This is a genomic window from Borreliella valaisiana VS116, assembly GCF_000170955.2.
GTDB classification, from domain to species: domain Bacteria; phylum Spirochaetota; class Spirochaetia; order Borreliales; family Borreliaceae; genus Borreliella; species Borreliella valaisiana.
Window position 1 is genome coordinate 416,144 of the sequence record NZ_ABCY02000001.1, and the last position, 26,845, is coordinate 442,988.

18 protein-coding genes and 4 rRNA genes are annotated in these 26,845 nt (G+C 31.0%); 11 read left to right on the forward strand and 11 right to left on the reverse strand.

The genetic code is table 11. The features are described 5' to 3' along the window. Window positions 1–38: 38 nt before the first annotated feature. Window positions 39–716 (reverse strand): DUF2259 domain-containing protein, encoded by a 678-nt coding sequence (locus BVAVS116_RS01985; RefSeq protein ID WP_006068734.1) that lies wholly within the window; start codon window positions 714–716, stop codon window positions 39–41. A gap of 163 nt (window positions 717–879) precedes the next feature. Here BVAVS116_RS01985 and BVAVS116_RS06855 point away from each other — a divergent pair, with 163 nt between their 5' ends. The 3 genes from BVAVS116_RS06855 to BVAVS116_RS02000 are packed head-to-tail and all read left to right on the forward strand — an operon-like array spanning window position 880 to window position 2,535. Continuing rightward, window positions 880–1,299, forward strand: coding sequence for a hypothetical protein (locus BVAVS116_RS06855; protein WP_006068403.1), 420 nt, complete (start codon window positions 880–882; stop codon window positions 1,297–1,299). Further along, window positions 1,296–1,913, forward strand: coding sequence for a DUF3996 domain-containing protein (locus BVAVS116_RS01995; protein ID WP_006068472.1), 618 nt, complete (start codon window positions 1,296–1,298; stop codon window positions 1,911–1,913). Before BVAVS116_RS06855 ends, BVAVS116_RS01995 begins: the two co-directional genes overlap by 4 nt. Window positions 1,914–1,923: 10 nt before the next feature. Next, window positions 1,924–2,535, forward strand: a complete 612-nt coding sequence (locus BVAVS116_RS02000) for a DUF3996 domain-containing protein (RefSeq protein WP_006068777.1) — start codon at window positions 1,924–1,926, stop codon at window positions 2,533–2,535. 47 nt (window positions 2,536–2,582) lie between these two features. On the opposite strand, the gene manA is transcribed toward BVAVS116_RS02000, so the two are convergent. Both manA and BVAVS116_RS06210 read right to left on the reverse strand, forming a co-directional pair. Further along, on the reverse strand, window positions 2,583–3,698 hold the full coding sequence (gene manA, locus BVAVS116_RS02005) for a mannose-6-phosphate isomerase, class I (protein WP_006068660.1): 1,116 nt from the start codon (window positions 3,696–3,698) through the stop codon (window positions 2,583–2,585). Then, a complete protein-coding gene (locus tag BVAVS116_RS06210; protein WP_006068970.1) occupies window positions 3,695–5,572 on the reverse strand; it encodes a fructose-specific PTS transporter subunit EIIC in 1,878 nt (625 codons plus the stop codon). Before BVAVS116_RS06210 ends, manA begins: the two co-directional genes overlap by 4 nt. A 172-nt stretch (window positions 5,573–5,744) precedes the next feature. Between BVAVS116_RS06210 and BVAVS116_RS02015 the strand changes: the two genes are divergently transcribed. Genes BVAVS116_RS02015 through BVAVS116_RS02025 form a run of 3 tightly spaced genes read left to right on the forward strand, consistent with a single transcriptional unit; the run spans window position 5,745 to window position 8,028 of the window. Beyond that, window positions 5,745–6,374, forward strand: a complete 630-nt coding sequence (locus BVAVS116_RS02015) for a hypothetical protein (RefSeq protein WP_006068979.1) — start codon at window positions 5,745–5,747, stop codon at window positions 6,372–6,374. Beyond that, on the forward strand, window positions 6,371–7,249 hold the full coding sequence (locus BVAVS116_RS02020) for a DNA/RNA non-specific endonuclease (RefSeq protein ID WP_006068931.1): 879 nt from the start codon (window positions 6,371–6,373) through the stop codon (window positions 7,247–7,249). The genes BVAVS116_RS02015 and BVAVS116_RS02020 overlap by 4 nt, the downstream gene beginning before the upstream one ends. Then, a complete protein-coding gene (locus BVAVS116_RS02025) occupies window positions 7,249–8,028 on the forward strand; it encodes a hypothetical protein (protein WP_006068338.1) in 780 nt (259 codons plus the stop codon). The genes BVAVS116_RS02020 and BVAVS116_RS02025 overlap by 1 nt, the downstream gene beginning before the upstream one ends. Here the strand turns inward: BVAVS116_RS02025 and BVAVS116_RS02030 are convergent. Then, the gene (locus BVAVS116_RS02030; protein ID WP_006068458.1) at window positions 8,023–8,637 is read right to left on the reverse strand and encodes a diacylglycerol/polyprenol kinase family protein; all 615 of its coding nucleotides are present in this window, start codon (window positions 8,635–8,637) and stop codon (window positions 8,023–8,025) included. The genes BVAVS116_RS02025 and BVAVS116_RS02030 overlap by 6 nt on opposite strands. A 248-nt stretch (window positions 8,638–8,885) precedes the next feature. Here BVAVS116_RS02030 and BVAVS116_RS02035 point away from each other — a divergent pair, with 248 nt between their 5' ends. The 5 genes from BVAVS116_RS02035 to BVAVS116_RS02055 are packed head-to-tail and all read left to right on the forward strand — an operon-like array spanning window position 8,886 to window position 13,865. Beyond that, on the forward strand, window positions 8,886–9,743 hold the full coding sequence (locus tag BVAVS116_RS02035; RefSeq protein ID WP_006068654.1) for a protein-glutamate O-methyltransferase: 858 nt from the start codon (window positions 8,886–8,888) through the stop codon (window positions 9,741–9,743). 32 nt (window positions 9,744–9,775) lie between these two features. Beyond that, the gene (gene cheB / locus BVAVS116_RS02040; RefSeq protein ID WP_006068773.1) at window positions 9,776–10,903 is read left to right on the forward strand and encodes a chemotaxis protein CheB; all 1,128 of its coding nucleotides are present in this window, start codon (window positions 9,776–9,778) and stop codon (window positions 10,901–10,903) included. 22 nt (window positions 10,904–10,925) lie between these two features. Further along, the gene (locus BVAVS116_RS02045; protein WP_006068425.1) at window positions 10,926–12,140 is read left to right on the forward strand and encodes a TraB family protein; all 1,215 of its coding nucleotides are present in this window, start codon (window positions 10,926–10,928) and stop codon (window positions 12,138–12,140) included. Window positions 12,141–12,179: 39 nt separating this feature from the next. Next, on the forward strand, window positions 12,180–12,815 hold the full coding sequence (locus tag BVAVS116_RS02050; RefSeq protein WP_006068657.1) for an adenylate kinase: 636 nt from the start codon (window positions 12,180–12,182) through the stop codon (window positions 12,813–12,815). A 24-nt stretch (window positions 12,816–12,839) separates the two neighbouring features. Continuing rightward, the gene (locus BVAVS116_RS02055; protein ID WP_006068859.1) at window positions 12,840–13,865 is read left to right on the forward strand and encodes a hypothetical protein; all 1,026 of its coding nucleotides are present in this window, start codon (window positions 12,840–12,842) and stop codon (window positions 13,863–13,865) included. Between the two features lie 21 nt (window positions 13,866–13,886). Here the strand turns inward: BVAVS116_RS02055 and BVAVS116_RS02060 are convergent, their stop codons facing one another. From BVAVS116_RS02060 to BVAVS116_RS02090, 7 genes are all read right to left on the reverse strand, one after another. Further along, window positions 13,887–14,810, reverse strand: a complete 924-nt coding sequence (locus BVAVS116_RS02060) for a response regulator (protein WP_095456320.1) — start codon at window positions 14,808–14,810, stop codon at window positions 13,887–13,889. Next, window positions 14,794–19,299: an ATP-binding protein gene (locus tag BVAVS116_RS02065; protein WP_006068256.1), complete on the reverse strand. Its 4,506-nt coding sequence runs from the start codon at window positions 19,297–19,299 to the stop codon at window positions 14,794–14,796. The genes BVAVS116_RS02060 and BVAVS116_RS02065 overlap by 17 nt, the downstream gene beginning before the upstream one ends. A gap of 94 nt (window positions 19,300–19,393) precedes the next feature. Next, window positions 19,394–19,504, reverse strand: a 5S ribosomal RNA gene (rrf, locus tag BVAVS116_RS02070). A gap of 23 nt (window positions 19,505–19,527) precedes the next feature. Further along, window positions 19,528–22,456 (reverse strand): 23S ribosomal RNA (locus BVAVS116_RS02075). Between the two features lie 183 nt (window positions 22,457–22,639). Beyond that, window positions 22,640–22,750: ribosomal RNA gene (gene rrf / locus BVAVS116_RS02080) — 5S ribosomal RNA — on the reverse strand. A gap of 23 nt (window positions 22,751–22,773) precedes the next feature. Then, window positions 22,774–25,702 (reverse strand): 23S ribosomal RNA (locus BVAVS116_RS02085). Window positions 25,703–25,903: 201 nt separating this feature from the next. Then, complete coding sequence (locus tag BVAVS116_RS02090; RefSeq protein ID WP_006068498.1) at window positions 25,904–26,743, reverse strand: Cof-type HAD-IIB family hydrolase; 840 nt, start codon at window positions 26,741–26,743, stop codon at window positions 25,904–25,906. Between the last annotated feature and the right edge of the window lie 102 nt (window positions 26,744–26,845).

Sequence of the window (26,845 nt, forward strand, 5' to 3'; positions counted from 1 at the left end):
AAAGCATTACATTTCTTTAAAACACTAAATAATTATATTCAATATTTTTTAATTTCAACCATAAACCGCTTATACTTATTCCCATAAGAATTTAACATAATTTTTTCTAAAATAAAAACAATTCCATCTTCATTTGGGAACAAAACAATCTCCCTTATTTTGTAATCAATAACATTCTTTCTATAGTAATTCCTTCTTCCAACAGTTAGATGCTTTTCTAGAGTTGAATTACAATATCTAACAGATAAAAAAATATTAAAAGAAGAAGAAAGTTCTTGAGAATTAATATCCTTATTTACAAAAACTTGATATTCGTTTCCGGTTTTAAAATCAATAAAATTTAAAAAATCCGTTTCTGGAATTTCACTCTTAACATAAAAATAAATTTCTCGTCCTCTTCTTAAATGATTAATTTTAAATTCTTTAACTTTAAAATTAATTATCTTTAAAAGCTCATAAAGACTTTTATCATAACTGTCTGAATACTCAATGTGCTCTTTAAAAATCTTAGAATGCACTCCAGATTTTGCAAAATTATTTTTAATAACATCAACAAAGTATGCAGCAGAATAATAATATCCATTTTCAAATCCATATTCGCCAAACATAAAATACTGATCATTATTAGAGAATCCTAAATTTTTAAAAAAAATATTTTCCGAAAACCCCAATAAAAAAGAAAAAAAATAAAAAAAAACGATATATAGTTTAATCATAAGCTTTGTGTAAGTCTAATAAAAATTAATTATATACTAAACTTATTTATAATTAATTTAATCTTACTTAAAATAATATCAAACAGCATTTTAAATTCAAAACTTTGATATATTATTTGTTTATAGATTAAAAACTTAATATTCAAATTTTTGGGATAAATTTTTGAGCAAAAGGATCAATAGCCTAAAATTAGCTTTAAAAGCCTTACGGCAAATAATATTTTTTTGCAAGCGTTTTAAAACACAACATTACAATAAAGCTTATTTATTGCAAATTCATCAATTTATATTTTTTTTAAAGACCAAAAAATCAAAGCAAAAATTTATTTTCAAAAATCTTATACAAATAAACAAGATTAACATCAATATACAGTCAAGTAGTATAATAATACCTGTATTTGTGATTAAAAATTTTTTGATAAACAAAACTTTGATAAACAACACGATAAAAATTTATTTAATAATAAAGTTTTTTTATCAAAATAAGCAAATAAATATCAATATTTTTAATTTTTTATGCTTTATTAAAAATATTGTAAAGACAATATCTAAAATTGGATATAAAAAAGGAGAATTTCAATGAGAATGCTATTAGCAACAATAATACTTATATTGACAACAGGTTTATTAACTGCCCAATCAAAAAGCAAAGCTATGACTGAAGATGACTTTGATTTTGAGAAACTTCTTACAAAAGAAGAATCTGTACGTAGTTTATTTGGCATAGGTTTTGGAGTTGGATATCCACTTACAAATATTACAATATCTATTCCATATGTAGACATAGACCTTGGCTACGGAGGATTTGTGGGGCTTAAACCCAATAATTTCATGCCGTATGTTGTTGGAGGAATAGATCTTTTATTTAAAGATGAAATACATAAAAACACCATGATTTCAGGCGGCATTGGAATAGGTGCAGATTGGTCAAAAGGAAGTCCTGAGAAATCGAATGAAAAACCTGAAGAAGAAGAAGAAGAAGAAAATGGAATTCAACAAGCTACTTCTCTTCAAAATAGAGTAGGAATTGTAGTAAGGCTACCTTTGGTAATAGAATACAGCTTTCTTAAAAATATTGTAATTGGGTTTAAAGCTGTTGCTACTATTGGAACAACTATACTATTTGGCAGCCCAATGTCATTTGAAGGAGCTAGATTTAATTTCTTAGGCACGGGCTTTATAAAAATATATATATAGTGGAGAGTAAATGATAAAAAATTTTAAAAAAATTCATATTTTAACATTAGTATTAGGTGTAACACACCTTTCTTTTGCATCTGACAATTATATGGTCAGATGCAGCAAGGAAGAAGATTCAACCACCTGCATCGCAAAGCTTAAAAGCATAAAAGAAAAAAAAAATTATGACTTATTTTCAATGGGTATTGGAATAGGCAATCCTATTGCAAACATTATAATTACAATTCCTTACGTAAATATTGATTTTGGATATGGGGGTTTTATTGGCCTTAAATCAAACAATTTTGAAAATTATCTAAACGGTGGAATAGATATTATCTTTAAAAAGCAAATTGGGCAATACATGAGAATCGGAGGCGGCATTGGAATAGGCGCAGACTGGTCAAAAGCACCCCTCATACCTCCCGATGAAGAAGAAGAAACTGATTACGAGAGAATAGGTGCTGTTGTAAGAATTCCCTTTGTAATGGAATATAACTTTGCAAAAAATTTATCCATAGGATTAAAAATTTACCCTGCACTAGGACCAACAATATTGTTAACAAAACCAAACATTTTATTTGAAGGAATTAAATTCAATTTTTTTGGATTTGGATTCATAAAATTTGCATTTAATTAGAATTAAATTAACAATTCAAAATTAAGCTCACATAAGCAAGCTTAATTTTAATCAAAACCAGCAATAAAAGCTTGACCATCCCCATTAATAAACAAGTTTTCAGCTTTTTTGCCTATAAAAATACTCTCACCTTTGTTAAGATTTAAGGACTTATTTATACTCACAGATCCATCCAAAACCAACAAGATCATTGCACTATTTCTATTGATACATATATTTTCATTTATTTTTTTTTGAATTAGTTTCAAATTAGTATTTGGAAGTTTAAATACATTAAAACTATTTTGAAAATCGGGATTTAAAAATGATAACTTTCCTTCCTCAAATTGACCAACTCTTAACATTTCTTCCTTATCAATATACTTAGTAGTAAGTCCAGCCCTAATAACATTGTCAGAATTGGTCATAAGTTCAATACAATCTCCCTTAAGATATGCATGCACCTCCTGACTATTTGTATAAACAACTTCTCCTGGTTTTAATTTTAAAATATTCATGCCCAAAAACACTAAAAGGCCCACATCTACACCATAAATATTGTAAATTTCATTAAACCAATAACCCCTAAAACTATCAATAAGATTTAAATTTTTTAAAATTTTTTCAATAATATTTTCAAGTTCATAAGTTTGTAAGTCAAAAATAGTCTTTACAAAGTCTTTATGTGATTGAAAGTCAAAATTTAATTTCAAAATTTCACAAATTTTTTTAATCTCATCTAAAGGCAAAAAGCCTTTAAGAGCATAAAAATCACTCAAGGCATAAATAAGTTCTATTTTGGGGTTTTTGTCTTTATATGTCCTTTTGGGATCATCAATAGCTATCCCTTTATTGTTCTCTAATTCATACCCTTTTAAGGCAATATCTTTAGAAGGATGAATTTGAATAGACAAAGGTTTATTTGCAGACAATACCTTAAATAAAAAAGGAAATTCGTCATTATAACCCAAAAGTTCTTTACGGTCTTCTAAAAAATCGCTTAAAAGCACATATTCATTTCTATATAAAATCTTACTAGAAAATGTCTTGTGTGCTCCAAGCCACATCTCAGCCTTAGGCCTTCCATCAATTTCATTGCCCAAAAGATTGGGAATAAAACTAATCCCTCCCCAATCATATTCTTTAATATTATTTTTCATTAAAAAAATATTATCTTCATTCATTCAGATTCCTTTAATCTTAAAGATTTCAAAAAAATTACTAAAGCTGTTGCAACTGCAACTCCAACAGCAATTGCAATAATAAACTCAAATTTATTATCAACAACGGGAAGCACTATTGGCCCTCCGTGTGGAGCATGATTAGCAACCCCTAAAAAAGCAGCAATAATACTTGACACAGCCCCACCTACCACTATTGAAGGAATTACCCTTCCAGGATCACTAGCAGCAAACGGAATAGCTCCCTCACTAATACCAATAAATGAAATTAAAAAGGCTATTTTGCCAGATTCTTTTTCTTCATTTTCAAATAATTTGGGCGCTAAAAAAGTTGCAAGCCCCATAGCCATAGGAGGAACAGGAATTGCTGCTGCCACCATTCCCATTATTTCTGGTACTTGAGGAATTAACCCCACACCAAAAAGAAATGCTACCTTATTAAAAGGCCCGCCCATATCAATAGTAATCATTGAACCTAATATTAAACCTAAGAAAATTTTACCCAACACACCAAAAGTTTCTGAATTGCTCTGTAAAGATTTAAGTCCACTCTCAAGCAGACCCATAAATTCTCCAACATAAACACCAACATACAACATGAAAAAACCAACAATAATAGTGCTTATTAGTGGAATCACAAATATAGGCATCACGGGCCTTAACCACTCAGGAACAGATCTTTTTGCCAAAAATCTTGCAACATAGCCTGCAAGAAATCCTGCAAATATTGCGCCCAAGAAACCCGCTTTCACATTTCCAGATATTACTCCACCAACAAGACCGGGCGCAAGACCAGGCTTATCAGCAATTGCCATTGAAATAAAACCAGCAAGCACGGGCAACATCATTCCAAAAGCCACAGAACCGATATCTGCAATCTGCTTATAAAATGGATGCTCAGAAAAATTAGGACCATCAGGTCCAATCCCAACAAAAGCAATGCTAAGAGCAATTAAAATTCCCCCACTTGCAACAACAGGAATCATTGGAGATACCCCACTCATTAAATATTTATAAAAACTACCCTTGCCTGTTGCAATTGATCCTTTAGAACTGCTACTCTCACCAGAATTTTTACAAAAAAATACTGGGGCATTAAAAGCTTCCTTAATAATATTTTCCGTATTGTTTATCGCTTTTACAGTTGAAACTTTATAAACTCTCTTACCTTCGAATCTCTTTTCATTAATATCCTTATCAACAGCAAGTATTACAATAGCTGCATCTCTAATTTCTTCTTCTGTTAAGGCATTTTCAATACCAATAGATCCTTGGGTTTCAACTCTAATATCGTAACCCTGCTTTTTAGCTTCATTTTCAATTTTCTTTGCTGCAATGTATGTATGAGCAACTCCAACAGGACAAGCAGTCACAGCCACTATTTTCTCTGCTTTTGTAGTTCCAAAAACCTCATCTTTAGCTTTTCTTTGAACATTCTCCATATAATAATAAATGTCATCGGGAGTAACAATTCCGCTTAAAGCGTTTTGAAAAGCATCATCTTCAAAAAGTTTAGCTATAAAAGCAATCGCCTTAAGATGCTCATTGCCTTGCTGCTTTTTAGACATGCAAATCAAAAATATTAAATTAACAGGAGGATTTTCTTCAGACCACTTAACCCCATCACCTTTAATGTAAAGTAATGAAATAAAACTGGTTTTAACAACATCTCCTATAAAATGAGGAATTGCAACCCCATTTTCCCAAGAAGTATCGCCTATTTTCTCTCTATCAAGAATTCCTTTAAGGAACTCACTTTTACTATCTATATATCCCTTATCATTGACCTTTTCAACTAAAAAATCAATTACATCTTCTTTTGAATTTACTTCTGGCAAAATAAATACAAGATCTTTTTTCAAAAAATTAAAAAACATAAATGTAGTCTCCTAGCAATTAAACATATTGTATAATATACAATAAAACAGCATACTACAGACACCTAATATAAAAAATATTTTTCACACTAAACAGGAGAATTGCCTTTGAATGCATACTGTAATATTGAAAAGACAAATCAATTTTTATATTATTTAAAATAATCTGTTTATGAAAAAAACTCCAAACATTTGTATTTTCTTAATATTACTCTTCATTTCCAATTTAAATGCACTTGCAAATGAAGAAGACAGTACTAATGAAAAAAATAATCAATCCAAACAAAACTCCAATTTTTTTAGCCCGGAAAGGGGATTCACATATTCAACAGGAATTGGAATTGGATTTGGATTTTTCCTAAATTCAAATATAAAACATATTATTTTTAGACCTTATTACACATTCTCTAATAATACTTTTGATTTTTTAATCGTTGCTATGATATTAACAAAGGAAAGCCTTAGTATCCCCAAAAACATGCAATACTTTAAATCTTATATTGGGGGGGGAATAAACTGGCACATTGCAAACTTAATTAAAAAAACAAAATATTTTTCCTCTACTATTGGCATAGGTGGTCGTTTTTATCTATCTACAAACTTTATAGGAGACATTCAATTTTACGAAAAATTGCCTTATGTGCTAGAACCTTATATGTTTATTGAAATTTCTACAAAAAAGGCAATACCTTTAATGGGATTAGATTTTAAAATTGATTTTTTATTTTTAGATACATTTAACATTTCTTTTAATTTCACTATTAGATATAATTTTAAGGAAGAAAATAGGATAGAAACATGAAAAAAAGGTCAAAATTTTTTCTTTACTGCTATATTTTATGTTTAACAGGATTTTTATTTTTTTCCTTAAATCCAAAAGTCCTAAAGCAAATAAAACACAAAATTTATGACTATTTAGAGATAATAGAAAATAAATACATTAACATTACAAAATCCATTCCAATAAAAGAATCTCAATTAATACCAAAAGGATACCTTACTACCCAAATAATAAGCAAAAAACACTATACCTTGGGATATGCCGAAAGCGCAAGACAATCCGAATGGGCTGCTTATCCTCTTAAAAGAGAAATGGTAGAACTAGCATTAACTTTGTTAAAATCAAAAAAAATTAAAAGGAGTCCCAAATTCTTTGAAGACACTAACATCAAAGGCATTTTTCCAAAACTTGAAGATTACTTTAAAAGCGGTTATGACAGAGGCCACATAGTGAGTTCTGCAGACATGTCTTTTTCTGAAAATGCCATGAAAGATACATATTTTTTATCAAATATGTCACCTCAAAAAAGCGAATTTAATTCTGGAATTTGGTTAAAACTTGAAAAATTAGTAAGAGAATGGGCAATCTCAAAAGGATATATATATATCATTAGTGCTGGAATTTTAACAGAAAATAAAGGATTTATTGGTAAAAGAAAAATTTTGATACCTAAAAATTTTTATAAAATAATACTAGCAATTAATAATAACAATTTTTATGACATAATCTCTTTTATTATCCCAAATGAAAAAGCAAAAGACTCAGATTTGAAAAATTACGTTGTTAACGTCGATTCAATTGAAAAAAAAACAAAGATAGATTTTTTTGAAAAACTTGATTCAAAAATTAAAAAAAGGATCAAAAAAATACAAAACACCCACTCTTGGAAGTTTTAATGAAATCAATATTTACAAAGTTAAACGCCTCCATTAATCTCTTTCTCTTTATAATTTTTATTTTAGCAACACTAGTTATACTGATTTTCTCTTATAAAATAAAATATAATGAAAATTATCAAAATTATGTTTTAGAAATTTACAATAATAATTTTATAATACTGGTTAATAAATTCGCCATCTTTATTGCTGGAATCATAGGCTCACTCTGGTCATATATTAATTATAAAAGAACTAATAATATACAATTTATATTTTTTTATTGCTTTATTAGTTCATATACATTAGAACCTATTTTGATTTCTGAAGACTTTTTTTTAAAAAATAACCTAAATTCAAGTTATTACTTATTTACAAAATTTATCCTTTTTGTAAATACTTTTTCATTATTAAATTTATTTTTTTTAAGTTTATATATATGCGATTTCAAAATAAAATCAATACATTACACAATTTACATTATTTTGACATTTGCCTGCATATATAGTTATTCAATCCCTATTAATTCGTACGAAAATAGCCAAGACTATGGCATTCTTAAAATTGAAAGTACAAAATTTTACATAGACGCATTTTTGTTGCTTATTTTAATAAACTTTATAGTAGCATTTTTAAGAAAAAAAAACTTTGACTATTTTTCCCTTTGTGTTTCAATGCTTTTAATATTAAGTGGAATTTACTTGAATTTACTAAAAATACCTTATGCTTTTATTCCAATCTTAATTGGTATACCAATTTACTTAAAAAAATCGGGAAAAATCTTCTTTTACTGGCTATAAAAAAAAGAAAGTCAAAAAATAGGACGAAGTTGAAACAATAAGTGGTAAAAACAAATTATCATAATTTTCAGCATCAAAAAGCTCTACCAACATTGCTAAAATCCCAAGAATTAAAGCTGCTGTTAAATAAGGGAAAAAATAATAATATGAAAAAAAAGTAGTACAAAATACAACAAAGCTACCAGAAACCGTTTTATCATTTACAAGCTTAAAAGAAGGGATTAACTTTCCAGCAAGACTTGCAAATCCATCGCCAAAACATACTGAAAATATTCCAATATAATTAAAAGGCTCCATAACCAAACAATATGATATCAATATACCTAAAAACAAAAAAACAGGCGGAAAAGATACTCTATTGGGCAATATTTTTCTTGATTTTAATATTATGTTTGAAATATTTTTAAAGAAAACTAGTTTTTTTTTAGTAATTCTAAAAACTTCAGAGCTTAAGTATAAAATCATAAAAAGTATATTAGAAACAAGTCCTATCCAAAAATTTATTACATAAAAAACCAAAATTATTAAGCTAAAAATATGAAAAAATTTTCTAAAAATTTCATACTTAATATCTTCTCTAAAAATTGTTCTTTTAAATACATTAAACATTATTCAATCTTTTTAAGTAGATATTAAATCATTACTTGCAAATATTTTTTCCAACACTAATTAAATTCCTCATTTACTACTGCAAACAAATTAAAATAAACAAAAACCTTTTTATAAACCCATATCTTATAATAAAATTATTTATATTAATTTTACAATTTTTTTCAAAAAAAATATTCTAATCTGGAGATTTATTATAAATAGGCAATACTTATTTATAAAGAGAATAATTAAGCGGGTTCCCAAAAATGCTAGAAATTGAAGATAAACTATTTTTAAAATTTTGCGACTTTATATACAACAATAGTGGAATGCGTTTTGATGAAAAAAATAAATTTATTCTTCAAAGCAGAATTAATGACGCGATACGAGAACTTGATCTTGAAAATTCATCACAACTTTATAATTTAATAATTAGTGAAAAATTAAAAAAAGAATATTTCTTGGATTTAGTCACAACTAATTTAACAAAATTTTTTAGAAATTCACTACACTTCCAAACTTTTGAAAAATTTGTAATTCCTAATTTAATTAAGATTAAAAACATAGAAAAAAAAAATAGAATTATTATCTGGTCTGCAGGATGCTCAACAGGAGAAGAACCTTATTCATTAGCATTTGTACTCAAATCAAAGCTTCCAAAAGAACTAGATTTTGTTATTATTGCTTCTGATTTAAGTTTAAAATCTTTAATGATAGCAAAAGAAGGATATTACTCACCAAATAAATGTGAAAACATTCCTAAAGAATACCGACACTATATATATTCTCATTCAAACGGATACAAAATTAAAAATGAAATTAAAAATCATATAAGATTTGATTATCATAATCTAAACTTTGAAAGTAATTTTTCACAAATTGATGTTATTTTTTGTAGAAATGTATTAATATACTTTGATGAAAAATCAAAAATTAAAGTTCTTAAAAAATTTTACAATAACATGTCTAAACACAGCTATTTATTTATAGGACACTCAGAATCACTTTTTGGACTCAACCTTCCTTTTAAATTTTTAAAAACACCCTGGGCAATAATATATGAAAAAAAAGATACTAACTGTCAAAAAGACAAATTTAAATTAAAAAATAAATATAAGTTATAATTTAACAAGAATTAAATAGGGAAAAAGTAACAGTGGGAACAAAAATTTCTGTACTTATCATAGAATACTTTGCTGTAAAGAGAAAACTTATATCAGACCTTATTAATTCATCTCCTAAGCTACAAGTCATTGCAACTGCTTCCAATGGCAAATTCGCAACAAATAAACTAAAAAAACATAACCCCGAAGTAATATTAATGAATTTAGAAGAAAACAACATTAAAGATATTTTATTTTTGGAGGAAAAAAACCATATAAATAAAACAATACCAATTGTTGTAACATCTTCAAATCAAAATTTAATAAATATTGCTGCTTTAAAGGGTGCTGATGATCTTATATTAGTATCTAAAAATAAAAAATCACATGAAAACAAAAAAGAACAAATTATCAATTCTCTTTTGGCCCATGGATCTATATATATAAAAAACAAAATTATCTGCAATAAGAATACGGAAACAAAAAACTATGAAAGAGTTAATTTTTTTTTAAATCACAAAAATGACATTTTTTCATTAACTCAAATTGAAGGAAATACAGAAGAAAAAATATTAAATGAAAAAGAAATAAAAAAACTTAAACTGAGAAAATTTGACATAATAGCTATTGGAGTATCCGCAGGAGGACCCGTGGCCTTGAAATCAATATTACCAGAAATACCTGAAAGCTTTCCACCAATAATAATTGTTCAACATATGCCTAAAGGATTTACAGAAGAATTTGCAAAAAATCTTAATAATCTTTGCAAAATAAACGTAAAAGAAGCTACCAATAAAGAAATATTAAAGCAAGGACATGCATACATAAGCTCAGGAGGATTTCATACAAGAATTAAAAAAATTGATGGTAACTACCAAATACAAACATTTGATGACAAGCATATCAATGGTCACAAACCATCTATTGGAGTATTATTTCAATCTATTGCAGAGATTGCAAAAGATAAAGCAATTGCCATAATAATGACTGGAATGGGAAATGACGGATCAAGAGAAATTGGCGATATAAAAAAAGCTGGGGGACTAACTATTGCACAAGATAAAGAAAGTTCCATGGTTTTTGGAATGCCAAAAATAGCAATAAAAGAAAACAATATAGACTATATAGTTCCACTAAACCATATGGTAAAATTATTAAAAGCTATACTAATTGATAGCTAATTTTTTTAATAAGGAATATTTTTTGGACCACATAAAAGAAAACACCAAAACAGAAGACTGTTTTTCTCATGTAAGTAAATTTAATATACACAATAAAACAATATACATACTTGGAACTGCACACGTGTCAAAAAAAAGCTCAGAAGATACTGCAAATTTAATAGAAATCTTAAAGCCAGACTATATTGCCGTTGAACTCGATGAAGCTCGCTACCATTCGATCTTAAACACTGATGAAAATGAAAAATGGAGAAACTTAGATATAGATAAAGCTTTAAAACAAGGCAAAGCCTTCTTTCTAATAATAAACATAATTCTTAGCAATTTTCAAAAAAAATTAGCAAAAGAACAGGGAATAAATCCTGGTGAAGAAATGAAAACAGCTATTTTAAAAGCTAAAACACACAATATTCCACTAATTCTTGCTGATAGAAAAATTGAAACAACTCTAAAAAGAGCCTGGATATCTATTCCAATATTCGAAAAAGCAAAAATAATCTCAAGCCTTTTTTCCCTAACAGATACAAAAATTACAAAAGATGAAATTGAAAAACTCAAAGAACAGGATGCTCTTTCAAAAATAATGGAAGAACTTTCAAAAGAAATACCTAAAGTAAAAAAAGCTTTAATTGACGAAAGAGACGAATTTATTACAAACAAAATACTTGAAGGAAAAGGCACTATTCTTGCCATTGTAGGCGCAGGGCATGTAAACGGAATAATGAAAACCTTAAAAGAAATAAGTCAAAATAAAAAAATAATAAACGTTGAAGAACTTGACAGAATACCCAAAAAACATTTTTCATTAAGTAAAATGATATCTTACTTAATTGCAATTTCAATCATTTTACTAATAGTAAGCTCTTTTTACTTTAAAGGATTTGATTTTGCTTACAAAAATTTAAAACTTTGGGTAATATCTAACTCTCTCTTTTCAGGCATTGCATCCGTTTTATTAAAATCCCATCCCTTAACAATTTTAACAGCTATTATGGGTTCTCCAATATTCTCCTTAATACCATTCATAGGAACAGGCATGGTAGCAGGACTTGTTGAAGCTTACATAAACAAACCAAAGGTCAAGGATTTTGAAAATCTACAAGAAGAATTATCAACAACAAAAGGATATTTCAAAAACAAAGTTACAAGAATTTTATTAATAGCACTTTTTGTAAACCTTGGATCTACAATTGGAACAATTGTAGGACTTAAATTTTTATTAAATGTTTTCAAATAAACCCTTAAAATAATAAATATCTACACAGGAGTTACATATATGGGACTTGTATTTTTAGGTCCTCCAGGTTCTGGAAAGGGGACTATTTCAAAAATTATTTCTAACGAATTTAAATATCATCACATTTCAACAGGAGATTTATTTAGAGAAAATATTCTAAATTCTACAACTCTTGGAAAAGAAATAAAAAAAATTGTTGAAAAGGGAGAACTGGTCCCGGACTTAATTACAATCAAAATTGTAGAAGAGAAAATTAAAGCTATGGAAAAGAACAAAAATTTTATTTTAGATGGATTTCCGCGCAATATTTGTCAAGCCAAAGCTCTTGACAAATTTTTGCCAAATGCAAAAATAATAAACTTTTTAATTAATGAAGAATTGGTAATAAAAAGACTCTCAGGAAGAAGAATTTGCAAATCTTGTAATAATATTTTCAATATATATACCCTAGCCACAAAAACCAATGGAATTTGCGATGTTTGCGGAGGAGATCTTTACCAACGAGAAGATGATAAAGAAGAATGCCTAAAAACAAGACTTAAAGAATATGAATTACAAACAAAACCATTAATAGAATTTTACTCAAAATGCTCTAGACTTAATAATGTTGATGCATATGCTAAAATTGATGAAATCAGGGAAAAAATAATTAAAATAATGTTAAAAAAAAATTAACTGGAAAGGGTATTCAAAGTAAAAATGTTAAAAAAAATTTGCTTTTGCTTGCTTTTTTTGCAAGCAAAAATAATTCTTGCCCAAGATCAACAGGACCTAAAATTCAATGATAAATATTTTTACTTTAATTTTCAATCTGCTTATTATCCTCCCCACGAACTGGGAACAAATGGAAGCAACTTTTCACAAAGCTTTAAACATCCTAACTTCCAAAATATTGAACCAAGCTTAAAAATTCCAGCCAATTATTGGGGAGGAATAAAATTAATATCATACATAGGATACTATAAAAATTTTAAGGCCTTAAACAATCCTAATTCTATATTTTTTAAAAACAATGGCATAGACGTTGACCTAAATATCGGATTGTCTCCTGTAAGTATCTCATTTAAAAGCATGCTAAGCTTTACTCCTATTGCTTTTTTAAATTTATATGCATCAAATGAAATTGGTATGGGTTGGGAAGCTTTTGGATTTAAAGGAATTGGTGTGCACATTGGAAATGGAAAATATTCAAATACTATTGAATTTTATTCAGAAATAATAACAGGGGTACGACTCCAATTTGATTTAAACGCTATTTTTCAAGGGGAATGGACACATATTATTACAGTTATTGGCAATGATTTTACATACTTAATTAATCCTCATGCAAACACAGATCAACTTTGGAAATATAAAGCAGACGACGGTAAAAATATAAATGGCATGCTAATAAAGCCTTATGCTCTTTTAGCTTATAAAATGCCAATAACTCTTAACACCATAGGCCTACTTTATGAAGGAAAAACACAAATCGGCAAAGAAAGAAACATAAGCTCATGGAAAAACAAAGGTTGGGGAAGTGACATTTTTTATCACAATATTTCTATTATTACTAATTTTGAAATTATCAAACCTTTAACAATTGCTCTTCAATTAAAATTATCTACAAATCCCACATACACAAATAACACCGCTGGACTGGCTGATATTTCAAAAAGAATAGCAACGGGTAATTCTTATTTCTACTACGATTCTATTGGAATCTCTATAACTTATAAATACTAAAATCTAATAAATATAAATTTTTTAATATCTAAACTGATTCCTTCCCGAAACTTTAGCCTCATAAAGCTTGCTATCAGCAAGCTTTATAATATTGGTGAAATTGTTGTCAATAGGAATTTCTTGAGCAAGCCCTATTGAAACAGTCACAATACTAGAAATGCTACTATGCTCATGAACTATTCTTAGGCGCTTTATATCATTAATCATTGTTTTAATAATGCCAATCATTTCACTTAGGCTCTTGTTAACAGAAAAAAAAATAAATTCTTCTCCTCCATACCGAGCAACATCTATTTTATACTTTAAAGAAACCTTATACAAGGCTTTAGCAATCAATTTAAGACACTCATCACCATTGGTGTGCCCATAATTATCATTGTAATTTTTAAAATTATCAATATCCAACATTCCAACAATTATTACTTCTTTATTTTCTAAAGCCTTCATCCACGACTTAGAAAATTTATCCATAAAAAATCTTCTGTTTGGTATCTGAGTAAGCCCATCAATTCTAGATAAGCTTTTAAAATAATCCCTTAAACGTTTTAATTCAAGATGCGTCTTCACTCTAGCGTCAATTATTCGGCTATTAAAAGGTTTTAAAATATAATCTACTCCACCAACGTTAAATCCCTCAAGTTGAGCATCTGTAGAACTTCTTGAACTAATGAAAATTATAGGAATCTCCTTAGTATCAGGATCGCTTTTTAACCTTCTACATACCTCATAACCATTAATATCTGGAAGACCTATGTCAAGAAGTATAAGATCGGGGCTATCTTTTTCAACTTGGCTTAAAGCATCAAGTCCATTTGTTGCAACCTCAACCTCATAAGAATCTTGCAATATATTTACCAATAAATCTAAATTGGTGGGAGAATCATCCACAATTAAAAGCTTCTGATTCTCTACTTCAAAAGATTTATCTTTAATTATCATTTCCACTACTAATACTCTTATTATCGCCAAACATTTCAATAATCTCTTTAAGAATCTTAGAGCTTTCATCGAATCTATATAATCTTAAACTTTTGCGAAGATTACTAAATAATACCTGAATATTATCGTCTAAAACATATTTGTCAATGCTCTCAAGAATTTCTTTATATTCTCTTGGCTTTCTGGTTTTGATACCAATTAAAAGTTTATTGAGAAGGTTTAAAAATTGATCATTGTTTTTAAAGTAAAGCTTATTCTCACTAACAATCTCAGGCTCAAACAAAACCTTATCCTTTATGTCGCTCATTAGCCGCAATAAATCATCTTTTACAAAAGAATACATTTTTTTTAACTCGTAAATTGAATCTTTACTTGTTTCAATCTTTTTAAAATCTTTATACAATTCGCTACGCATATTAGAAAGAGCTCCGGATATTGAATGCGATATGTCCCTAATTAAAGACAAATTTTCCTCATCAAAAGCTTTTTCTAAATCAACAATATTGATAGAAATAAAATCAATAAGTCCTCTACATAATTCAGAATATGATACATATGAAAGATTTAGTTCTTTTAAAGCTCTATTAACATCCAAGTTGGGAAACTTAACAAGTTGATTTAAATCTTCATTCTCCAAAATATCATTAGCTTCAAACTGTAAATATTTTTTTAATATAATTTTAATTGAACTTATGTGTATTGGTTTTGATATGTAATCATCCATACCGCTTGCAAAACACTTATCTTTATAATCTTGCAAAGCATGCGCTGTTACAGCAACCAAAATACATGGCTTTAAATTCTTTGCCTTTTCAAATTTTCTAATTTCTTTAGCCACTGAAAATCCATCATATCTTGGCATTCGTATATCAATAAAAGAGATAGCATATTTTTTCTCTTTTAAAGATTTTAAAGCCTTTACTCCATCATCTACAATATCAATAAAATTTTCGTTAATACCTATTACAACAAGAATGTCTTTCAATACTTTTTGATTTACTTGATTGTCTTCAGCTATTAACACATTAATAGGTTCTTTTATCTTAAAAGAACTATCTATTGGAACCAAATCTTCAAAATCCATTTCTATTTTATCCTCTTTTCTAGAAAGAACAGAGGATATACCAAGCCCCATTAAAGGCTTTTTAACATACATATATTTTAAATTTTTTAAAGCTTTATTATCTAAATAATAAAATAAAAAAATAATTTGTACATCAGGACTTAGTCTTTCAATATTATTAGCAAATCGAATACTCTCTTGAATATTATCGTTATTTACATTTACACAAACAAAATTATAAAAAGAGTATTCTTCAAATACTTTGTAAGCATCCTCAAAAGACGCTACATAATGCAAATTAGAAGAATAGCCCAACAAAGTCGAACAGTGTTCAAAAATTTTAATAGATTTTTGACTCAAGAGCACATTCAAGACTTTATTATTACTATTTATTGATTGAAATCTATTGATTGACAAACTTTTACTTTTAAGCTCCCCGCCCAAGAAAAAAGGTAACATAAATGAAAAAGTTGTACCCTCTCCCACCTTACTATCAACAGAAATGCCAAGACCACCCATTAATCTTATAAGCTCTCTAGATATTGATAATCCCAATCCCGCACCCTCATGAACCCTTGAAGAAGAATCATCCTCCTGTTTAAATATTTCAAATATCTTAGAAAAATTTTCTCTTTTAATTCCTTTACCCGTATCTATTACCTTAAATTCAATTGTAACCAATACTCTATTATCATCAGCTCTTGTTCTACATACTTCTTCATAGTTCAAAACAATAACACCATCATCTGTAAATTTAAAAGCATTTCCTATTAAATTAATTAGAACTTGCTTAATTTTTACAATGTCACCTTTTATATAATTCTTTAAAATAGATTTAGAATAAGAAAATAAATCAATATTTTTCTTTGCACATTGAGATTGAAAAGTTTTTAAAACCATTTCCATTTCACTCTCTAAATCAATCTCTTGACTCTCAACATGTAATTCATTGACATCTATTTGAGACAAATACAGTATATCATCAATTAAAGAAAGCAAAGAATCAGATGAATAATTTATCATCCTAACATAGTCTTTCTGAACATCTGTAAGAATAGTTGTGTCTAAAAGCTCAGTAGCCGCCATTATTCCATTAATAGGCGTACGAATATCATGGCTGATGTTAGCTATAAAAATGGTTTTGGCGGTATTAGAAGCTTCCGCAATCTTTTTTTCATTCATTACAAAAGAATATTTTCTTTTTTGCTCAAATGATAACTTGAACAAAAAAATTATCACAAATCCTAAAAAAGTAAAATAAAATATAATGACTGTTAACACCAAAAATTCAAAATTTTTAAACCTACTGCCTTTGGATTTATAATAAATATCAAATTTCCAATCATTTAAATACCTTTGGCCATCAACACTCGAACGCATAACAACTTTTTGAATAATTTCTTTCAAGATATAATCTTGATTATAAATAGCAAGACTCAAATCAAAAGCCAAATCTCTAAAAGTAGGAAGTTTTTCAACATCAACAACATTTAATTCTTCGAAAACAGCAGCAGCTGTATACTCATCGCTAATAATACCATCTATCTTTCCTTTATAGAGAAGAAGTAAGGCTTCTTTAAAACTACTTGTCAAAATAAGCCTTGATTTAATCTTAGCAGCCAAATTTTTACTATATAAAAAGTCAAGTACAGCAAACCTCTCTAAAGATCTAGATGGAAGTACCCTTTTTTTATTTGAAAAAATATAAAGTGGAATTCGAGAATTTAATTTTATATTGAAAACATTATCCAAATTTGAGTCAATCGCATTAGTATTTAACATATCGATTTTCCCAGATTTGATTAACTTTTCAAGATCTAGGCTGCTGCATGCTTCAATTATGTTAAATTCTAAACCAGAAAACATTCTAATCTTATCAAGCAAAAACTGATTTATTCCTTTATAATTATTTGCTTCAACATAATCTATTGGATACCAATTTTTAACAGCAAGATTTAATTTATTATTTTTTAATAACCAAATTTTTTCTTCTACATTAAATTTAACCTTATTCATGATTTTATAACTATTCATTCGAGAATTATCAATCTCTTCTTTATCCAGCCAATTTTTATCTATTTGAAGCAAAGATTCAAATGAAATATCATCAAATATGGAATTAAGAATGTATTTAATAACCTTATAAACCCTGTTATCAATAGCTAATACTAAAAACCTATTTTTATTAAAAATAGAATCGTAAGATTTTAATCTACCGTTATATCCATTTAATTTTAATAAATATTTTGTCGTTATTGAATTTTCTATAAATCCATATGAATTATTAACAATATCTATAAAGTTATTAACAATATCTTGATCCTTATTTAATCGAATATTATTAAAATCAAAATCAATAAACTGAGAATTTATTGGACCAATATTATTGCTTAAACCTTTAGAATAAAATTTAAAATTAAGAGGATATATTGGCTTACTTACTACATAATTAACATTTTCAAAGACACTATCATTACTAATAATTCCTCCAAAAATGCCTACCGACTTTCCATCTAATGATTTCTTAATATCCTCTTTAGGAAATCCCTTAAAAATAGGTTTAAAGATATGCTGTCTTGAAATAAGATTCCATAAATCTATTAAAATGCCAGACAACTTTCCCTTTGAATTAATAAAACTCAAAGGGGGATAATCATTATATAGACCAACATCAATAAAATTTCCCTTAGCAGTACTGTCTAAAAAAGAAACAACATATTCATCGGGCATTTTCATCAAATATGAAAATAAATCTAAATTCAAATTCTTTATTATATCAGGAGCATTTCTACTAATAGCCACTCTATTTTTGATACTATAAAATATATCTCCACTAAAAATCGCAAGATCTTCACATAAAAAAAACTTTGCAACATAATACAAAGTCTTACAATCACCATATATATAATCAACTTTATCATTTTTTAAAGCTAATAATAACTCTTGGACATTATCAACTAAAAAAATGTTGTTAGCGCCTCTTAGTCTTAAAATATCTTCATATATTGTATTTTTAAGAACTCCTATATTAAAATTGGATAAAAATGTTGAATGAGTATTTTTATATTTTTTATTAGAGCTTTTATAACACAAAATTGCAATACTCCTAGCAAGCTCACCTTTAAAATAAAATAAATCATTTAATTTTGAATTATAAGTCAATCCTAAATATATTGCTTCGTCTTCAATTTTATTTTCATTTAAATTATCAACAGGTTCAACTCTAATATCAACATTATTATCTTTTGCCCATTTATCCAAAATAGAAAAAATAAGCCCTTCATATTCTCCTTTATTATTCTTATGATAAAAAGGAAAATATTGGCCTACAAGCTTAAATTTGAAAATATCCTTAGAAAATAAATTAGCATTGACAAAGCAAACCAAAAGCAAAATTAAAAAATTAATACTTAAAAAGTTTGCTTTTTTCATGTTATTTTAAAATTTCCTTATTAAAATACAATACTACTATTGTGTAAAAATAAGTATACACAATAAATTTAAGGTTTAAAGTACAAAATAAAAACCCTGGCAATAACTTACTCTCCCGCGAACTCGCAGTACCATCAGCGAATAAGAGCTTAACTTCTGTGTTCGGAATGATAACAGGTGTTTCCTCTTTTCTTTAACCACCAGGGTTTTTATATGAAAGACAAAAATATGGCCAAAGATACGGGTAATTAGTATTAGTCAGCTGAATATATTACTATACTTACACTTCTAACCTATCAACCTGGTATTCTTCCAGGACCCTTAAAGGATATCTCATCTTGAGGAAGGCTTCCCACTTAGATGCTTTCAGCGGTTATCCTATCCGAACGTAGCTACCCAGCACTTACCCTTGGCAGGATAACTGGTACACTAGAGGTTCGTCCATCTCGGTCCTCTCGTACTAAAGATAGCTCCTCTCAAATATCCAACGCTTGTGGCAGATAGGGACCAAACTGTCTCACGACGTTCTGAACCCAGCTCGCGTACCGCTTTAAATGGCGAACAGCCATACCCTTAGGACCTGCTCCAGCCCTAGGATGCGATGAGCCGACATCGAGGTGCCAAACCCTTCCGTCGATGTGAACTCTTGGGAAGGATAAGCCTGTTATCCCCGGAGTACCTTTTATTCGTTAAGTGACGGCGCTTCCACTTGCCACCGCCAGATCACTAAGACCTACTTTCGTATCTGTTCGACTTGTCAGTCTTACAGTTAAGCTACCTTATGCCTTTACACTTACAGAGTGATTTCCAACCACCCTAAGGTAACCTTTGCGCACCTCCGTTACTCTTTAGGAGGCGACCGCCCCAGTCAAACTACCCACCTGGCACTCTCCTCATATTTCTATGAGTTAGAAACCTAATTAAACAAGGGTGGTATTTCAAGATCGACTCCACTATCCCTAACGAGATAGCTTCAAAGTCTCCCACCTATCCTACACATATTTAATCAAATCTCAATACCAAGCTATAGTAAAGGTTCACGGGGTCTTTCCGTCTAACCACAAGTAATCGGCATCTTCACCGATACTTCAATTTCACCGAGCTCCACGTTGAGACAGCGTCCAAATCGTTACACCATTCGTGCGGGTCGGAACTTACCCGACAAGGAATTTCGCTACCTTAGGACCGTTATAGTTACGGCCGCCGTTTACTGGGGCTTAAATTCAATGCTTCGACTAATCTAACATCTCCTCTTAACCTTCCAGCACCGGGCAGGTGTCAGTCCCTATACTTCTCTTTACAGATTTGCAGAGACCTGTGTTTTTGGTAAACAGTCGTTTGGACCATTTTTATGCTACCTAATTGCTTAGGTCGTACTTATCCCGAAGTTACGTACGTATTTTGCAGAGTTCCTTAACGTGGATTCTCTCGCGCGCCTTAGAATTTTCATCCCACCTACCTGTGTCGGTTTGCGGTACGGTCCCTTATAGCCTAACCTTAGAAGCTGTTTCTTGGCACCTTGACTACCTACATTTCATGTTACCTAAATAACACTCATCATCACATCTTAGCTCTCTTAACGGATTTTCCTATTAAGATCATCACCTTAATGCTTAAACTAGGACAACCATCGCCTAGCAGTAGTTAACCTCATGCGTCACTCCATCGAAACTATAAGAGGTACGGGAATATTAACCCGTTTCCCATCGACTACACTTTTCAGCTTTGCCTTAGGGGCCGACTAACCCTGGGAAGACGACCTTTACCCAGGAAACCTTAGGTTTTCGGCGAATGGGGATCTCACCCATTTTTTCGTTACTCATACCTGCATTCTCACTTCTGATACCTCCATCAAGCTTTCCAGCTTAACTTCTCTGGCTTACAGAACGCTCCCCTACCATCTTAACTTTCATTAAGATCCAAAGCTTCGGTAATGTGTTTAGCCCCGTTACATTATTGGCGCTTAAGTACTCGACCAGTGAGCTATTACGCACTCTTTAAAGGTATGGCTGCTTCTAAGCCAACCTCCTGGCTGTTTACGTACCTAAACCTCCTTTTCCACTTAACACATTTTTGAGACCTTAGCTGTTGGTCTGGGTTGTTTCCCTCTCGACTATGAACCTTATCGCCCATAGTCTCACTCCTATTCATCATTTAATAGCATTCGGAGTTTAACTGAGTTTGGTACCCTTTGACAGGCCCTAGCTCAATTAGTGCTCTACCTCTATTAAACTAAAATAAGGCTGAACTTAAATCCATTTCGGGGAGAACCAGCTATCTCCGAGTTTGTTTAGCCTTTCACTCCTATTCACAGCTCATCTCTGCCTTTTTAAACAGACTAGAGTTCGGCCCTCCACTTGGTTTTACCCAAGCTTCAGCCTGGCCATAAATAGATCACTCGGCTTCGGGTCTACCACATCTAACTAAATCGCCCTTTTAAGACTCGCTTTCGCTTCGGCTCCAGCACTTCTATGCTTTAACCTTGCTAGACATGATAACTCGCAGGTTCATTATGCAAAAGGCACGCCATCACCGTAATAAATCACGGCTTTGACTGCTTGTAAGTCTACGGTTTCAGTTCTATTTCACTCCCCTCCCGGGGTTCTTTTCACCTTTCCCTCACGGTACTCTTCTCTATCGGTAGCTTTTTAGTATTTAGCCTTGGAGAGTGGTCTCCCCAGCTTCAAACAAGGTTTCTCGTGCCTCGTCCTACTCAGGAACATTTTAAAAAGATATTTACATTTAAATTACAGGACTATCACCTTCTTTGGTTAAACTTTCCAGATTATTCTTCTATATAAATATTTTGTAACTTTTTTGCTTATCACAGACTAAGCCTAAACGTCCTACAACCCTATAAATGCAACGCTCTGCAACTTGACACATTTAAAGTTTGGGCTACTCCCCTTTCGCTCGCCACTACTAAGGGAATCTCTTTGATTTCTTTTCCTCAGGGTACTTAGATGGTTCACTTCCCCTGGTATCGCCTCTATTATTTAGATAATAGATAACTAGCATCTTGCTAGTTGGATTACTCCATTCGGTAATCTTGGGATCAATAAATGTTTGCTTCTCCCCCAAGCTTTTCGCAGCTTACCACGACCTTCTTCGCCTTAAAGCTCCTAGGCATTCACCATAGACTCTTATTACTTTGACCATATTTTTATCTTCCATCTCTATTTTGCCAATTTGTTTATGCAACATAAAATAATATATATCTTTTGTTCAATCCATGTCAATATCTATTTTATTTTTTACATTATTTGAATAAAACATTCAAAAACATAAACATTAAAAAAATATAAAAAATAAATTTAAGGTTTAAATTACAAAATAAAAACCCTGGCAATAACTTACTCTCCCGCGAACTCGCAGTATCATCAGCGAATAAGAGCTTAACTTCTGTGTTCGGAATGATAACAGGTGTTTCCTCTTTTCTTTAACCACCAGGGTTTTTATATGAAAGACAAAAATATGGCCAAAGATACGGGTAATTAGTATTAGTCAGCTGAATATATTACTATACTTACACTTCTAACCTATCAACCTGGTATTCTTCCAGGACCCTTAAAGGATATCTCATCTTGAGGAAGGCTTCCCACTTAGATGCTTTCAGCGGTTATCCTATCCGAACGTAGCTACCCAGCACTTACCCTTGGCAGAATAACTGGTACACTAGAGGTTCGTCCATCTCGGTCCTCTCGTACTAAAGATAGCTCCTCTCAAATATCCAACGCTTGTGGCAGATAGGGACCAAACTGTCTCACGACGTTCTGAACCCAGCTCGCGTACCGCTTTAAATGGCGAACAGCCATACCCTTAGGACCTGCTCCAGCCCTAGGATGCGATGAGCCGACATCGAGGTGCCAAACCCTTCCGTCGATGTGAACTCTTGGGAAGGATAAGCCTGTTATCCCCGGAGTACCTTTTATTCGTTAAGTGACGGCGCTTCCACTTGCCACCGCCAGATCACTAAGACCTACTTTCGTATCTGTTCGACTTGTCAGTCTTACAGTTAAGCTACCTTATGCCTTTACACTTACAGAGTGATTTCCAACCACTCTAAGGTAACCTTTGCGCACCTCCGTTACTCTTTAGGAGGCGACCGCCCCAGTCAAACTACCCACCTGGCACTCTCCTCATATTTCTATGAGTTAGAAACCTAATTAAACAAGGGTGGTATTTCAAGATCGACTCCACTATCCCTAACGAGATAGCTTCAAAGTCTCCCACCTATCCTACACATATTTAATCAAATCTCAATACCAAGCTATAGTAAAGGTTCACGGGGTCTTTCCGTCTAACCACAAGTAATCGGCATCTTCACCGATACTTCAATTTCACCGAGCTCCACGTTGAGACAGCGTCCAAATCGTTACACCATTCGTGCGGGTCGGAACTTACCCGACAAGGAATTTCGCTACCTTAGGACCGTTATAGTTACGGCCGCCGTTTACTGGGGCTTAAATTCAATGCTTCGACTAATCTAACATCTCCTCTTAACCTTCCAGCACCGGGCAGGTGTCAGTCCCTATACTTCTCTTTACAGATTTGCAGAGACCTGTGTTTTTGGTAAACAGTCGTTTGGACCATTTTTATGCTACCTAATTGCTTAGGTCGTACTTATCCCGAAGTTACGTACGTATTTTGCAGAGTTCCTTAACGTGGATTCTCTCGCGCGCCTTAGAATTTTCATCCCACCTACCTGTGTCGGTTTGCGGTACGGTCCCTTATAGCCTAACCTTAGAAGCTATTTCTTGGCACCTTGACTACCTACATTTCATGTTACCTAAATAACACTCATCATCACATCTTAGCTCTCTTAACGGATTTTCCTATTAAGATCATCACCTTAATGCTTAAACTAGGACAACCATCGCCTAGCAGTAGTTAACCTCATGCGTCGCTCCATCGAAACTATAAGAGGTACGGGAATATTAACCCGTTTCCCATCGACTACACTTTTCAGCTTTGCCTTAGGGGCCGACTAACCCTGGGAAGACGACCTTTACCCAGGAAACCTTAGGCTTTCGGCGAATGGGGATCTCACCCATTTTTTCGTTACTCATACCTGCATTCTCACTTCTGATACCTCCATCAAGCTTTCCAGCTTAACTTCTCTGGCTTACAGAACGCTCCCCTACCATCTTAACTTTCATTAAGATCCAAAGCTTCGGTAATGTGTTTAGCCCCGTTACATTATTGGCGCTTAAGTACTCGACCAGTGAGCTATTACGCACTCTTTAAAGGTATGGCTGCTTCTAAGCCAACCTCCTGGCTGTTTACGTACCTAAACCTCCTTTTCCACTTAACACATTTTTGAGACCTTAGCTGTTGGTCTGGGTTGTTTCCCTCTCGACTATGAACCTTATCGCCCATAGTCTCACTCCTATTCATCATTTAATAGCATTCGGAGTTTAACTGAGTTTGGTACCCTTTGACAGGCCCTAGCTCAATTAGTGCTCTACCTCTATTAAACTAAAATAAGGCTGAACTTAAATCCATTTCGGGGAGAACCAGCTATCTCCGAGTTTGTTTAGCCTTTCACTCCTATTCACAGCTCATCTCTGCCTTTTTAAACAGACTAGAGTTCGGCCCTCCACTTGGTTTTACCCAAGCTTCAGCCTGGCCATAAATAGATCACTCGGCTTCGGGTCTACCACATCTAACTAAATCGCCCTTTTAAGACTCGCTTTCGCTTCGGCTCCAGCACTTCTATGCTTTAACCTTGCTAGACATGATAACTCGCAGGTTCATTATGCAAAAGGCACGCCATCACCGTAATAAATCACGGCTTTGACTGCTTGTAAGTCTACGGTTTCAGTTCTATTTCACTCCCCTCCCGGGGTTCTTTTCACCTTTCCCTCACGGTACTCTTCTCTATCGGTAGCTTTTTAGTATTTAGCCTTGGAGAGTGGTCTCCCCAGCTTCAAACAAGGTTTCTCGTGCCTCGTCCTACTCAGGAACATTTTAAAAAGATATTTACATTTAAATTACAGGACTATCACCTTCTTTGGTTAAACTTTCCAGATTATTCTTCTATATAAATATTTTGTAACTTTTTTGCTTATCACAGACTAAGCCTAAACGTCCTACAACCCTATAAATGCAACGCTCTGCAACTTGACACATTTAAAGTTTGGGCTACTCCCCTTTCGCTCGCCACTACTAAGGGAATCTCTTTGATTTCTTTTCCTCAGGGTACTTAGATGGTTCACTTCCCCTGGTATCGCCTCTATTATTTAGATAATAGATAACTAGCATCTTGCTAGTTGGATTACTCCATTCGGTAATCTTGGGATCAATAAATGTTTGCTTCTCCCCCAAGCTTTTCGCAGCTTACCACGACCTTCTTCGCCTTAAAGCTCCTAGGCATTCACCATAGACTCTTATTACTTTGACCATATTTTTATCTTCCATCTCTATTTTGCCAATTTGTTTATGCAACATAAAATAATATATATCTTTGTTCAATCCATGTCAATACTTATCACAATATTTTAATAAATAAATTTACAAAAATATATTATAAGTAAAAAAATTACATTTTAAATAAAAAATTTTGCTAAAAAGTTAAAAACATTAAAAATTCGAATATAAATTATTAATATTTAATATTAAGCCCAAAAAAATCAATTAAAAACCTAGCAACACCATCCTCATTATTACTAAATCTTGTTATTTCATTATTTGCTAAATGAATTTTAAGAAATTCATTGGCATTTTTCATTAAAACCCCTTTGCCAAGATTTTTGAGCATCTCATAATCATTATTATTATCTCCAAAAGCTATAACATCACACAATGGAATTCTTTCAAGAAAAGCAATATTTTTAATAGCATTATATTTATCAGCATTAATATTAGTAACCTCTAATAAATCCTTAGAAGAAAAAAACACCCTTATGTCCTGAAAATCTTTATTCCTAATATCATTGTTAAGTTTATTAAGAGTTGTCAAATCGTCACAATAATAAACAATCTTAGAAACAGAATCAACGTCTAATTTAGTCAAATCTCTAACGATAGCATTTAAACCTAAATCCCTAATAAAATGTTTCATAATGGGACTTTTAACATCTGAATTAGAATACCAAGTATCAAAAGTATAAAGATTAACATCAACATTGCCTGTATGTATCTTGAGAATTTCTTTTACCAAGCCATAATTCATTGTATGTCTAAAAATTAAATTTTCTTGCAAAAACACTTCAGCTCCATTTGCCGTTACAAGATAATTCTCATTAATATTATTTTTTTTTAATTGATTCCTAATATTTCTAACTTCACTCAACCTTCTACCGGTTGCAATAATTATTTTAAAATCTTTCTCCAAAGTCAAAAGAACCTCAAGGGTTAAAAAACTAATTTCATGACTACTATTCAATAAAGTGCCATCAAGGTCAAAAACTAGCATTTTATATCTTTTATAATTAGAATTCATATACAAATCTCTCTTGTAAGATATAATATCACAAATAATTTATTCTAAATAAATTATTGCTAAAGCATGAAATAATTTAATAATAATAAATTCCTTGAAAAT